At 73.1% G+C, this 12,856-nt stretch carries 9 protein-coding genes and 1 pseudogene; 3 read left to right on the top strand and 7 right to left on the bottom strand.

Annotated elements, in window-relative coordinates:
* Nucleotides 1-5: 5 nt before the first annotated feature.
* The 6 genes and pseudogenes from GV126_RS29620 to GV126_RS29595 form a co-directional block, all read right to left on the bottom strand.
* On the bottom strand, nucleotides 6-1,388 hold the full coding sequence (locus GV126_RS29620) for an FAD-binding oxidoreductase (protein ID WP_159672459.1): 1,383 nt from the start codon (nucleotides 1,386-1,388) through the stop codon (nucleotides 6-8).
* Nucleotides 1,389-1,558: 170 nt separating this feature from the next.
* Nucleotides 1,559-2,284, bottom strand: a complete 726-nt coding sequence (locus tag GV126_RS29615) for an alpha/beta fold hydrolase (protein ID WP_201299890.1) — start codon at nucleotides 2,282-2,284, stop codon at nucleotides 1,559-1,561.
* A 679-nt stretch (nucleotides 2,285-2,963) separates the two neighbouring features.
* Entirely contained in the window at nucleotides 2,964-3,521 is a 558-nt protein-coding gene (tpg, locus tag GV126_RS29610) for a telomere-protecting terminal protein Tpg (RefSeq protein WP_159672455.1), read from the bottom strand.
* Between the two features lie 12 nt (nucleotides 3,522-3,533).
* Nucleotides 3,534-5,480: pseudogene (gene tap, locus GV126_RS29605) on the bottom strand (telomere-associated protein Tap); the annotation flags it as partial.
* 553 nt (nucleotides 5,481-6,033) lie between these two features.
* Nucleotides 6,034-7,866: a cholesterol oxidase substrate-binding domain-containing protein gene (locus tag GV126_RS29600; protein ID WP_159672451.1), complete on the bottom strand. Its 1,833-nt coding sequence runs from the start codon at nucleotides 7,864-7,866 to the stop codon at nucleotides 6,034-6,036.
* 255 nt (nucleotides 7,867-8,121) lie between these two features.
* Nucleotides 8,122-9,015 (bottom strand): NADP-dependent oxidoreductase, encoded by an 894-nt coding sequence (locus GV126_RS29595; protein WP_159672449.1) that lies wholly within the window; start codon nucleotides 9,013-9,015, stop codon nucleotides 8,122-8,124.
* A 70-nt stretch (nucleotides 9,016-9,085) separates the two neighbouring features.
* Between GV126_RS29595 and GV126_RS29590 the strand changes: the two genes are divergently transcribed.
* From GV126_RS29590 to GV126_RS29585, 3 genes are all read left to right on the top strand, one after another.
* Nucleotides 9,086-9,700, top strand: a complete 615-nt coding sequence (locus tag GV126_RS29590) for a TetR/AcrR family transcriptional regulator (RefSeq protein ID WP_159672447.1) — start codon at nucleotides 9,086-9,088, stop codon at nucleotides 9,698-9,700.
* A 268-nt stretch (nucleotides 9,701-9,968) separates the two neighbouring features.
* Nucleotides 9,969-10,631 (top strand): hypothetical protein, encoded by a 663-nt coding sequence (locus tag GV126_RS36780; RefSeq protein WP_236570162.1) that lies wholly within the window; start codon nucleotides 9,969-9,971, stop codon nucleotides 10,629-10,631.
* Entirely contained in the window at nucleotides 10,589-11,572 is a 984-nt protein-coding gene (locus GV126_RS29585; protein ID WP_236570311.1) for an outer membrane protein assembly factor BamB family protein, read from the top strand. The genes GV126_RS36780 and GV126_RS29585 overlap by 43 nt, the downstream gene beginning before the upstream one ends.
* A 129-nt stretch (nucleotides 11,573-11,701) precedes the next feature.
* Here GV126_RS29585 and GV126_RS29580 read toward each other — a convergent pair.
* On the bottom strand, nucleotides 11,702-12,856 hold a 1,155-nt coding region (locus tag GV126_RS29580), incomplete at its 5' end, for an FAD-dependent oxidoreductase (RefSeq protein WP_438947869.1).

Below are 12,856 nucleotides of genomic sequence, written 5' to 3'. Positions count from 1 at the left end.
GGCCGTCACCGGGCGCGGGACGGAGACGGCAGGGGTGTCGCGTTGAATACGTGGTACGGGTCGTAGCGGTGTTTGGCGGTGAGCAGTCGCTCGGTGTTGGGCCCGTAGGCGTGGGCGATCTGGGCGGCCGCTTCGGGGCCGAGGAGGTTGGGGTAGCCGCCCGGCAGTGCCTCGGGCTCGAGGACGTCGGCCAGTTCGCCCGCCCAGGTGCGGTGCTCCGCAGCACGGGTGTCCCCGGGCTCCCACTGGGCGATGATCTCGATCATGAGGTGTGGGTCACGGTTGCCGAACGCCGTGTCCGTCACGGGTACCCGTGCCGCGGCTCCGTGCAGGCTGTGCAGGGAGATCGCCGAGTGGGGGGAGGTCAGGGTGGCGCCCGCGAGGCTCAGCACGTCACGTACTCCCGAGGTCAGCGACGGTACGGAACGCGTGCGGATCTCGACGTGCCGGCCGAAGGGGAACTGCGCGTCGATGGCCGCGAGCATCTCGGGCATGGTGGTGGGCGCGACCTGGGAGACGAGGGGGGTGCCGAGGCTGTCCAGCCGCGCCAGCGCCCTCTCCCCCGCCGCGGCGTCGTCGCCGCTCCAGGTGGGTGAGAGGAACACGACGGGTCGGCCGTCGGGGCCGGGCAGGACACCGGACTGCACGGTCAACTCGTCCGGGCTTCCGGCCAGTACGTCCGCCAGCCCGGCCAGTACGGACGCGGCCTGCTCCCACCCGAACAGCACCATGCCGGACAGCAGTGTCGGTACGGCGTGCAGGCGCACCCGCATCGAGGTGACGACACCGAGGTTCCCGCCACCGCCGCGCAGCGCCCAGAACAACTCCTGCTCCCGTTCGGCGTCGGCCGTGACGACCGAGCCGTCGGCCAGCACCACCTCCGCGGACAGCAGGTTGTCCAGGGCGAGCCCGAAGCGGCCGCTGAGCGGCCCGCAGCCGCCGCCCAACGTCAGGCCCGCCATACCCACGGAACCGGCGGTGCCGGTCGCCGCGGTCAGGCCGAAAGGCTGCGCCGCGGCGGCGAGATCGGCAGCCGTCGCCCCTCCCGCCACCTCGGCGACCCGCGCCTCCGGGTCCACCGTCACCTGACGCAGGCCGGAGAGATCTATGGTCAGGCCGCCGTCGCTCAGCGCCCTTCCGGCCCAGTCGTGGCCGCCGCCGCGCACGGTCACAGGCACTCCGGACTCCCGCGCGGCCAGTACGGCGGTCCCGACCTCGGCCGCATCCGCGCACCGCACGATCGCGCCGGGGCGGGACGACACGGCGCCGTTCCACAGGGTCCGGCCGGCGTCGTACCGCGGCCCGGTGGACACCACCTGCCCGGCGGGAACGAACCGCCGCAGGGCGTCCGTCAGTCGGCCGAGCTGCTGGTGTGTCGTCACAGTCATGACACCTCTCTCCATGTCTCTGTCGCTGCCTCAGGGATTCTGCGAAAACGTGGTGTGCTGCTCGCCTCGTCAGCCTTCGCCGGCCGGCACGTGGGTCGGTCCGGCCGGCGCCGGCGATGGAGGTTCCGGCCGGGAAGGCGTCGGCCGGCGAACATTCGCGTAGGGCCGGGTCATCGGGTGTGGCGGGCGGCGTCCTCGATGATGTGGGTGACGGTGGCGGGGTGGCTGATCATCACGGCGTGGGAGGCGTCGACCTCCTCTGTGTGTGCACCGGCCCGCCGGGACATGGTGCGCTGCAGGGCGGGGGCAATGGCGTGATCCTGACGGGTGATCAGGCTCCAGGACGGGATGGTGCGGAACGCCTCCTGGACGCTGGCGTCGGTGACGGCCCTGGTGTTGGCGGGACGCTGAACCGCCGCCAGATCGGCGGCCGTGGTCCGGTCGACATCACCGGCGAAGACCTCCCGGAAGTGGTCCGGAGCGATCGACACGTCGGTGCCGTCCGGGACGGCGGTCGACACCAGCGGGACGGCCGGTGAGGACTGGGCGGCCAGGTCACCCACCGTCTCCCCCTTCGCGGGGATGAAACCGGCGATGTAGACCAGGGCCTCGACGTCGGGGTCGGATGCGGCGGAGTTCGTGATCACCGCGCCGCCGTAGGAATGACCCACCAGCACCACGGGTCCTTCGATCGTGGACAGGTAGCTGGACACATAGGCCGTGTCACTGGCCAGCCCCTGCAGGGGATTGGCGATGGCACGCACCGGATAGCCGTCCGCGCGCAGCCGCTCCATCACCCGCGACCAACTGGAGGAATCCGCCCATGCCCCATGGACCAGAACGACCGTCGGCTTCACCGAAGCCGACCGGGACGAAGACCCCTTGTCCGTCGCCATCGCCACACCCGGCGCGGTAGTGGCAGCGAGCAGCGTCAGGGCACCGGCGCCCAGCGCGACCCGACGCGGAACACGAACACGAAAACGCATGATGCGACCTCTCGACTCAACGACGAATTGACGAACATGACTTCACGGTGCGAAGAGCGGATGCCGAGAGCCGGACCCGGCCCGCACGGACGCTGCCCCGGCCCCCACGGGCCCGGACACCGTCGACTCAGCGGGCCGGACGCGACAAAGCAGCCACGGCAATACCGCGACAGGCACAGTGGCGCCCGGCCCACACCACAGGGAGAACGTTCGGTCTCATCATTAGAGTCACCCAACGGCCCCTTGTCAATACCGAACGTTCTATCTCATCGTTTGCCGGCCTGCCGGTACCTCAACGAGGCCCACCGGGAAGTCCAAGGACAGGTCACCGCCGCCCGGGCGAGCACCCGGTCAGCCGTCGGCAAGGTCCAGAGCGTCGCCGAATCCATAACCCGCCCCCCTGACGCCCTGCTGCACGCCCTGGCGGCGGTCAACGCGCTTCGCCAGGACAAAGGCCACACCCCGAACTCACTCGGGCAGCGAGCAGGAACAGCCGACGGGGGAAGGCCGATCGTTCCCCAACGGCCACACGCGCGAGCCCGGACCGATCAGTCGGTCCGGGCTCGCGCGCCGTTCGGGGCATGTCGGGCTACAGCTCGAATTCCAGGTGCTCGATGTCTGTGAAGTGGACCTCCTCGAGGCTCCCGGCGCGGCGGCCGCCGTCCTGGAAGTACACCTCGCGGAGCGCGTCGGCGGCGATCTGCTGGAGCTGTTGGTCGCCGGCGCCGGCCTCCTGGGCGGCGAAGAGGCGGGCCGCGTACTGCGGGGGCAGGGCGACGGTCAAGTGCCGGATGCGATCCTCGTCCGTCGTCCCGATCGGTGCGACGTAGCCGAGCCGGGCCCGGGTGTCGATGACGATGCCGCCGGTGGTCGCCGCCTGCTGCCGGGCCCTGGCCCGGATCTGCGGCTGCCACCGCTTCTTCACCTCGCGCTCCAGACGCGCGGCGAGGTCCGGGCGGGGCTTTTTGATCTGGTCCTTCACGTACCGTTCGACGGTGCGCTGGGAGATCCGCAGCATCTGGGCGACCGCCTTGGTGCCCTTGAGCTGCTTGACCAGGTACCGCATCTGCGCGGGCGCGCTCTTGGGCGCCGGGCGGGTGAAGGCCTTTTGCACCGCGGCGTCCAGGCCGTCCCCGAACAGGCTCATCGTGGCCCTCTCCTATTCTCCGTTGTCGGCGTCGGTGACGGTGCCGTCCTTGATGTAACGGGCGAGGTTGAGCTCCGGGGCGTTGAACCGCTCACGGACCTCTTCGCCCCACAGGACGGTCTGGGTGCCCTCGTGCTTGACCAGGCCGGGGTTGACGCCGAGCTTGAAGCCGCCGGGCAGCGGCTTGCCGTCCCGGTAGGGCAGGAAGTCCAGCGGAGAGGGGCCGTCTGCCGCGTAGACGACGCAGTCGGACAGGATCGCGACGGGGTACTGACCGGTGAAGGCCGCATGCTTGACGATCTTGCGGTGCAGGTTGATGCGGGTGCGGGAGATGACCGCCGCCCGGATGTCCGGCCGCCAGGTGGGCCGGGACAGGGCCCGCCACGGCTCGCCGGGCCGCCAGCCCTCACCGCGGGGGCGCTCGCGCAGCTTGCCCAGGCCGCCCTTGACGGTCGCCTTGATCGCCGAGACGACGACCGCCAGGTCCGGATCGCGTTCCTTGTAGCCGTCCATGGCCGCGAGGAATTCGGCCGGCGCCATGTCCGCGTGCACGCCGAGGTCGGCCATCGTGGCGAGGTAGGCGTCGCGCAGTCGCTGGTACCAGCCGTCCAGGTAGCGGCCGTTGTCGTACCGGACGTACGCCTCGATCGGACGGACCTCGTAGCCGAGTTCCTGGGCGTAGGCGAGGGTGGGCGTCGCGTACCAGGCCGGGCCCGTCGGGTGGTCGCCCTGCGGCGTGAACGGGGAGGGCAGCAGGCTGCCGTCCAGCTCCACCCATTCTTTGCCGACCTTCACCTTCGACAGATCGACGTGGGAGAGGTCGACCAGCCATGAGCCGGGCAGCTTCGGGTCGAACATCGGCTTGTTGACGTGCGTCGGTGCGCCGAGGCCGACGGTCAGGCCGTTGGCGCCGGCGGCGAAGGCCATGTTCACGTCGATGCCGACCAGGTAGCGGTGCCGGCATTCGTCGTCGGTCATCGGCCGCGCCCAGTCGTAGGCCTCCTCGAACAGCTTCTCCGCCGGGCCGCGCACGTGGAAGCGCGGCAGGTCCTTGAGCAGTGGGTGTCCGTCGGGCGCTTCGCACGGGGCGCAGTCGACCGGGTCCTTGCCCAGGCTTCCGGGGTTGTGCTCGGAGTGCCGCTTGCCCGTCGCGTCGGGCTCGGAGGCGCGGGTCGGCGGGTGCAGCGCGGTCATCAGCTCAAGGCCGGTGACGGCGGTGGAGCCGCGCGGCGTCATCACCCGGGACGCGTACACGCCCAGGAGCCGGGCGAGTTCGGCCGGCGGCAGCTGTGCGGCGTTGCCCCAGTGGCGGGAGTCGAGCGCGTGCCACGACGGGATGCACAGCTGCACGCAGGCGCGCTCCGAGCCCTGCGCCGGGCGGTAGATCCTGGCCCACGGCCCGAACCCGCGCTTGGTGAGCTTCCAGTCGGCGCGGGCGGGCTGCTTGATGACCTTGTGGTTCTCCGGAATCCGTCCGGTGAGGCGCTCCTCGTCGGTGAGGGTGACGGGGAGGCCGTAGCGCTTCAGCGCGGCTTCGGTGAGCACGAGCAGCGGGTCGGCGTCCTTGCCCGGGCCGGACAGCTTCGGCTGCCCGAGCTTCGCCTCCTTCAACGTCCACTCCACCAGGGACGGGAGGGACTTGGCGGGCACGTCCAGGATCAGGCCGCCGGTGCAGTAGGCCAGGACCTGTCCGTCGGCGTCGACGTCGACGACCGCGAGCGGGCCGTTCTCGAACCGCGGATCGGTGCCGCCCGCCGGGGTTCCGGCCGGTGCTGCCTTCCGCGCGCCCGGGCGGCGCGACGTCGACGTGTTCCTGCCGGTGCGCGCCGGGCGCGGCGCGTCCTGCTCGGCAGTGGTGGAAGCGGGGGCGGTCTGGGTGTTCTCGTCTCCGGTCATGGTTGCGGCCTCGGAGGCCGGGCCTGTGGCCAGAGTCCGTGCTTCCGCCGGGGCGGGCCCGCCGCGTACACCCCCCGCCCAGCCCGGGAGCACGATACCCGAGCAAGTCAGGCCCACCCCAGAGGTTTCCCCGTGGAAATACCTTGCCGTTTCCCCGTCCGTGGCCCGGCGCGGACCCTGGTCGGCAACGCCGCCACCAGTCCCACCACCGGTCACCCGCGCCGGTCGCCCCATCGGACCGGCGGCCACACCCGGCCCTGGTCTCGCCCCCTTCGAGGACCCCCGCACCGGCCGGTCCAGGACGGGCCGTCCGGGACGGGCAGTCGGGGATCGGCCGATCACGCCGGGCCGAATCACCGCCGGGCCGATCGCCGGCGAGTCGGCCCCCCCCGGCGGCCGGTCGCGGCAGGCGGCCTTGCGCCGACGTCCCGGTGGGCGGACGACCTTCCGGAGCAAGGCGGACGGACGAGCGAGACGAGGGACGAGGGAGACTCCCGTCGGGGCCGCTCGCGGCGGCGCGCCCACGACGGCGGGCGTCCGCCCTTCTCCGCCGCCGTGATCGTCCTGCCCTACGGCAGCACGGCGTGGGGGTGCCGCAGGCCGGCTGCCCGTCCGCTCAGCGCAGCAGTGCGTCGAGGAACGGGTTGGACAGCACGCCGTGGGGGTCGAGCCGGTGGAGGATCGCGACCGCCTCGTCCCAGCCCGGGCCACCCCCGGCGCGGTGGCCGGCGGGAACGGCACGGGTGAGGACGTCCGGGTCGGACCATGCGGCGGTGTGGGTGTAGGCCCAGCCCTTGGACCACTCCACGCGCACCGTGGCCCGGTCCGCGTCCAGGGCCAGAAGGAACTGCTCGATGTCGCGGTAGAAGCGGTGCAGGGCGGGTGTCGTCGGCAGGGAGAGGACGTCGATCCACACGGCGGTGTCGGCCTCGGGCCGGTCGGGACGCGGTCGCAGGGCGGACAGCAGCGGGGGCCGCGCGCCGGGGACGCCGCACACGGACGGATCCTCCAGTCCGGTCACCCGGATCTCCACCTGGCCGTTGACCGGGTACTCGCCGCGCGAGGCGTACTGCGCGAGCAGTGTGCGGTAGAAGTCGGCGAACCGGCTGACCACCCACTGCAGGTCGGCGCGGCGGGTGAGGACGGCATAGCCGTTGGCGGTCTCGCGCAGCGTGGTGGGCCGCACGTACTGCAGCAGATTGCGCGAGGCGCCCCACAGGTCCGAGCGCAGGCCGCCCGCGAGCAGGTGGGTGAGCACGTCGCCGGTCAGCACGTCCCGCACGAGGGTTCCCGAGAGCAGGACGTCGGAGATGTCGCCGGTCAACGCGACTTTCGTCAGCAGGTACTGGACCTGCCCGAAGAGGGGCGCACTGGCCCACGCCCCGGAGATCAGGTCCCCGGCCAGCCGGGCCACCGGCTCGGGGAGGGAGTCGGAGAACGGGTAGTTGTACGGCTCGTCGACCGCGCGGGAGGCGAGCGGCCGTGTGGGGGCGACGGTCCACACCTTCAGCCAGGGGCGGTCGGTGAAGGCGAACCAGATCGCCTCCACCCGGCCGGCGCGGTCCACGAAGCGGGCCAGGGTGCGGGTGCCGGCCGGGGCGCCGGGGGCGGCGAACAGTTCGGTGGCGGGGATGTCCACGAAGGACCGGCAGCGCAGGTGGTGGTCGGCGCCGACCCGCACCACGGCCTCCGTGACGAGTGCGCGGCCGAGGTGGGTGAGGAGCGCGTCGCAGTCGGGCTCGGCCCGGCCGAAGGTCCGCAGGACGTAACGGCCGGCGTGGTCGTCCCAGACGACCGCGGTCAGCTCGGTGACCAGATTGCTCAGCGAGCCGTAGCCGTGGCCGGGCGGAGGGTTCTCGCCCAGGGCGGGGACGGCCGTGCCGTGCGCGCCGATGGCGAGCGCGCCGCCGACCGAGAGGTCGCCGGGTGCCGGCGCGGAGGTGACCCCGTGTCCGGCGGCGCCGGCGAACGCCAGCAGCGCCTCCAGTGAGGCGCCGGCCTGGACCCGGATCGTGGCCGATCCGTCGGCGGCCTGCCGCTCCAGGGACATCGCGGTGAGGTGTGCGGTGGTGTCCAGCAGGACGACGCGGGCCGCGGCGGGGGTGCCGTCGGCCACCGTGAGGGGGGCCCAGCCGTGTCGCTGCCCTTGCGCGCGCACCGTCCAGCCGGCGCCGTGGGCCCAGTTGACGACGTCGAGCACCTCCTGAGGGGTGCGCGGCGCGCACGTCCACAGCTGGTCGGTGCGGATCTCACCGGCCCAGTTCTCGTACGCGCGCCGGTAGAGGTCGATCCCGGCCGGGAAGCCCGGCGGTGGTGCCGGGGCCGCGTACGCGCCGTCCGGCCGGACCAGCCCCCGCATCAGCCACACCGCGCCGCCCGCGGCGGCCGAGGACGCGAGCAGCCTGCGCCGCGACAGTCCGCCGCCCTGGCTCGAAGGACCGTCCGTCATCCCCGCACCCCCTCCTGACCTCCTGCGCACCGGTCCCATCGGGCCGGTTCGAGCACGCACGCTACCCAGCGCGGGAAGACCGGGCGGTCATACAGTCGGCCGATTCACGTGAACGAGTGAATGGTCCGCGGACGGACCCCCTTCCGGACTCCGGCCGTGCAGGAGAATTGCACCCGCCCGCGCGTGGCCGGGGTCATCGGCCGGGTCGGCCTGGTGCCGGGGGCGGCGGGGGCGTCGTCGCCGCGCGAGTCGGCTTCAGATGACGATGACCCGGCGGCCGCGTGTGTGGCCGGCCTGGCTGTCGGCGTGGGCGGCCGCGGCTTCGGCGAGCGTGTAGGTCTTCTCGACCGGGATGTGGAGCTTTCCCCGCGTGATGAGGCCGACGGCCTCGGCGAGTGCGTCGGGGACGCTTCCGGCCACGCCGGAGAAGCGGACGCCGAACCGCGGCGCGTCGAGGTCGGCGATGGAGATCACCTTGTGCGGGTCCCCGGTCAGCTCGACGAGTTCGCGGATCACCCCGGAGCCGGCCAGATCGAGGGCCGCGTCGACGGGGCCGAACTGCCGCACGCGCTCGACCCAGCCCTCGCCGTAGGTGGTGGCGAGGGCGCCCAGGCTGCGCAGATAGTCCTGGTTGGCGGCCCCGGCCGTGCCGATCACCGTGATGCCGCGGTCGCGGGCGATCTGCAGCACCGCCGAACCGACTCCTCCGGAGGCGCCGCTGACCAGCAGTGTCTGCCCGGGCCGCACACCGACCTCGCGAAGGATGCGCAGCGCGGTCTCCACGACGGAGGGGTACCCGGCGGCCTCTTCGAACGACAGGCCCTCGGGCATGCGGGCCCAGGCCGACAGCACGGTGAACTCCGCGTAGGTGCTGGAGCCTTCGCCGAACACGTGGTCGCCGATCTCGACCCCTTCGACTCCCTCGCCGACCTCGTCCACCACTCCGGAGGCGTCCAGCCCGACTCCGGCGGGCAACTCGACCGGGTGGGCGGCCAGGACCTGGCCTTCGCGGACCCGCCAGTCGGCGGGGTTCACACCCGCCGCCCGCACGGCGATGCGTATCCGGCCGGGGCCCGCGTGGGGCTCCTCGGCGTCTATGAGGTGCAGAACGTCGGGACCGCCGAACTCGGCGAAGCTCACCTTCTTCATGCCGCGGACCCTAACACTAACGGTTAGTGTTTTGAAACGGTTACGGATGCGGACTTGATAGGGTCAGGCCATGACCGTGCCATCGTCCGGGCGCCGTGAGCGCAAGAAGGCCGCGACCCGTCAGAAGATCGCCGACACCGCCCTGCGGCTCTTTCTGGACCGCGGGTACGACGCGGTGGGCATCCGCGACGTGGCCGCGGAGGCCGATGTGGCCGTCACCACGCTCTTCTCCCACTTCGCCTCGAAAGAGGCCCTGGTGTTCGAACAGGACGAGGACTTCGAACGCCGGCTCACCCGCGCGGTCACCGACCGGGCACCGGACGAGCCGCTCATCCCCGCCCTGCGCCGCGAGATCCACGCCTTGGTGCGCCATTGCACCGGGGACGCCGCCGCCCCCCTCTGGCGCCTGATCGACGCCTCTCCGGCGCTGCGCCAGTACGAGCAGTCCATGAGGGTGCGTCACGCGGAGTCGCTGGCGAGGGCCATCGCCGCCGACCTCGGCCTGACGCAGACGACCACGGCTTGCCGGAGCATCGCGCGGTGCGTGATCGACGCCTTTTCGCTGGCCCGGGAGGCGGACGACCCGGACGCCGCGGTGGAGGAAGTCTTCCGCATGGCAGAAGCCGCCTGGAATGCCACTTCGCTCTCCTCCGCGGTGACGGGAGGGCGAGCGAGCCGACCGTGAAGACCGCTGGTACGACCGGTCTTGTCGTGTGCAGGATGTTCCTCTGCGTCCAGGGGAGGTGGGCATGGCCGGACGGACGGACCTGCGTCGACGGGCCGACGCGCGGCGGAAGACGGCGGCGGAACGGGGATAGGAGTACTGGGACGAGCGTCCCGACCTGCTGGAACGCTGGCAGGAGGCGATCGTCGGTGCGGACCCCGATCGGTCGGCGGCCAGATTCGCGGTCAGCGGGACCCTGGAGGGCCGGCGGGTCACCGTGTTCGACTGCGTGGACAGCGCGCCCACGCCGCTCTGGTCCCGGCTGCCGCGCCACACCGTGTGGACCGTGCTCCTGGTCGAGCTGCCCGAACCGCTGCCGCTGGTCGCGGTCTCCCGGCACGCACTGGCCGTGGACACCACGGTCCCCCTGCTGAAGCGGCTGGTCAGTGAGCGCCCGCACCGCCACCTGTGCGAGCTCGGCGACCCGGCGTACGACGAGGTCCACGTCGTGGAGACCACGGACCCGGAAGTTGCCCGACAGCTGCTGACGCCCACCGTGCGTGAGTTCGCGGACGACCGGGCCTGGCTGCAGTGGCGGGTCGGCGGCGACCACCTGTGCCATGTGCGCCCGGTCACCACCGGCCCGCTCCCGGACGACGCGGCGGCCGCGACGGCGGAACTCCGCTCGCTGGTCCGCCTCGTGGAACTCCTGGACCAGCGGTCGGGGCAGGAACCGCGACCGGCCGGGCGGCGGCCCGCGACGGCCCCGTCGGCCGAGGAACCCCGCCGCACGAGCAGGACGCCCGGCCCTGCGCCATGTCCCGCGGGAACGCGGCGCACACCGGCGTCTTCCCCGAAGGGCTGCCCCCGGCCGGCTTCGAGGCGTGGAGTGTCGACCTGGGCGCACCCGTGGTCGCCGAGCCCGTCGCCTGCGCGGGCACCGTCCTGGTGAGCTGCGCCGACGGCCACTGTCACGCGCTGGACGCGGTGACGGGCGCACCGCGCTGGCGCGCCGCCGACAGCGCGCTCAAACGGAGCCCCGCGCTCGCCGACGGTACGGTGTTCGTCGTCGGGGACGACGGCATCCTGCACGCCATCGGCGCGGACGACGGACGGGAGCGCCGGCGGCATCGGGTCGGGCGGTCGGCCGCACCGGTCGTCGACAGCGGGCTGGTGTACCTCGTCCACCACCCCGCCTACGTGCTGCGCGACGCGAGCAGGCTGTGGGCGCTGGACGCGGCGACGGGCGAGCCGCGCTGGCAGCGCCTGCTGCCCGACGGCTCGGCGTCCGGCCCGGCCGTGGCGGACGGCCGGGTCCATGTGCACGGCGCGAAGGGGGAGTTGAGCGCCTTCGACGCGGCGAGCGGGGAGCTGCTGTGGCATCGGCCCTCCGGCGACACACAACTCACCTGCTGCACGCCGAGCGTCGCGGACGGCACGCTCTACGTCGGCACCGGGCGGGGCGAACTCCACGCCTACGACGCGGCCACCGGCGACCACCGCTGGGGCAGCCAGGCGGCCGGCGTGATCGACAACACCCCGTCGGTGTCCGGCCCGTTGGTCCTCGTGGGCGACAGCCATGGCGGCGCGTACGCCTGCTCGGCCGAGTCCGGCGAGGCGGACTGGCACCTCCCCAGCCGCTACGGCGCCTCCTCCGTCGCCATCAGCGGCACCGAGGGATGGTTCGTCAGCGGCAAGGCGGGCGTGGGCCTGTTCAAGGTCAGTCTGACGGCCGGCGCGGTCCTGCGAAGGTATCTGCTGGACGGTTCCGGGACGGCTCCGGTCCTGGCCGACGGCGTCGTCCACGTCGGCACCCGCAAAGGCACCCTGCTGGCGCTGGACGCCCGTACCGGCCGCAAGCCGGCGCGCGGGCGTCGGCGCATGCGCATCTGAGGAGGCGCGGCACGGCACGCGCAGCCGGGCCGGCGTGACGCCGTCCCGCACCGCGTTCGATGCCGAGGTGCGCGGTCATGGGCTCAGGGATCGTCCCGGGGCGCGCGAACAGACCGTCGGCCGCCCGCTTCACGCCCGGCCGGCGAACATCTCCAGCAGGCCGCGCGGCGCGTCCTGGGCGAACAGCAGGGCCGCGCCGTGGGCCGAGTCCGCCGCCGCGGCCGCGCTGCGCGGGAACAGCCGCTCCTCGTACGCGGCAAGCGCGGCCTCCACGTCGTCCGGCCGGGCGGCGAGGAACCGGCCCAGCTCGGCACCGTCGAGCAGGGCGAGGTTGGCGCCCTCGCCCGCGAACGGGGACATCAGGTGGGCGGCGTCCCCCAGCAGCGTCACCCCGGGCACGCGGTCCCAGCGGTGACCGGCCGGCAGCGTGTGGATCCGGCGCGGCACCAGCGCTTCATCGGCGTCGGCAACCAGCGAACACAGACTGTCGTCCCAGCCGGTGAAGTGCTCCAGCACGTGTGAGGCGGCGGCCCGCCGGTCCCCGAAGTCGATGGTGTCCAGCCAGTCCTTCGGCGCGTGGAGTGCCACGTAGACGTGCACGCTGCCGTCCGGCTCGCGGTGGGCGAGGAAGCCCCGGCCCGCACCGAGCGCGAAGAAGAACCCGCCGCCCACGAGTTCGGCCGCCCACGGGTGGCGTGTGTCGACGTCCTTCAAGTCCGCCTCGACGAACGACACACCCGTGTAGGCCGGCCGCGCGGCCGACACCAGCGGGCGGATCCGCGACCAGGCGCCGTCGGCGCCGACCAGGACGTCCGTGGTGAACACGGAGCCGTCGGCGAGGGTCACCTCGTGCCGGCCGCCTCCCAGGGGCCGCGCGCCGGTGACCTCGGCGTTCCAGCGGACGGTGCCCTCCGGCAGGGAACCCAGCAGCAGGTCCCGCAGGTCGCCGCGGTCCACCTCGGGCCGTTCACCGGTGCCGTCGTCGGGCTCGTCCAGGTGGACCACCGCGTCCTTGTCGAGCACACGTGTGGCCTGGCCACCCTCGTGCACCAACCCGAGGAACCGCTCGTGCAGTCCGGCGGCGCGCAGTGCCTCCTGCCCGGAGTCGTCGTGGATGTCCAGCATGCCGCCCTGGGCCCGCGCGGCGGGCGAGGCGTCACGTTCGAAGACGGCCGCCTCGATGCCGTGCACCCCCCGGGCCCCGGGGCGCGGGGGCCCCCCGCGTCCCGCCCCCCCGCCGGCCCCCGCGCGGGGGTGGGGCGCGCCGGGCGGCGGGGCCCCCGC

Origin of the sequence: Streptomyces mexicanus, assembly GCF_902506575.1 — a bacterium.
Lineage (GTDB): Bacteria > Actinomycetota > Actinomycetes > Streptomycetales > Streptomycetaceae > Streptomyces > Streptomyces mexicanus.
This window is presented reverse-complemented; position numbering and strand designations above follow the sequence as displayed.

Bases quoted from the DNA above. Each gene is read 5' to 3' on its own strand.
- GV126_RS29600 (WP_159672451.1), bottom strand. From the start codon at position 7,866: ATGACGGACGGTCCTTCGAGCCAGGGCGGCGGACTGTCGCGGCGCAGG.
- GV126_RS29590 (WP_159672447.1), top strand. From the start codon at position 9,086: ATGACCGTGCCATCGTCCGGGCGCCGTGAGCGCAAGAAGGCCGCGACC.
- GV126_RS29615 (WP_201299890.1), bottom strand. From the start codon at position 2,284: ATGGCGACGGACAAGGGGTCTTCGTCCCGGTCGGCTTCGGTGAAGCCG.
- tpg (WP_159672455.1), bottom strand. From the start codon at position 3,521: ATGAGCCTGTTCGGGGACGGCCTGGACGCCGCGGTGCAAAAGGCCTTC.
- GV126_RS29620 (WP_159672459.1), bottom strand. From the start codon at position 1,388: ATGACTGTGACGACACACCAGCAGCTCGGCCGACTGACGGACGCCCTG.
- GV126_RS29595 (WP_159672449.1), bottom strand. From the start codon at position 9,015: ATGAAGAAGGTGAGCTTCGCCGAGTTCGGCGGTCCCGACGTTCTGCAC.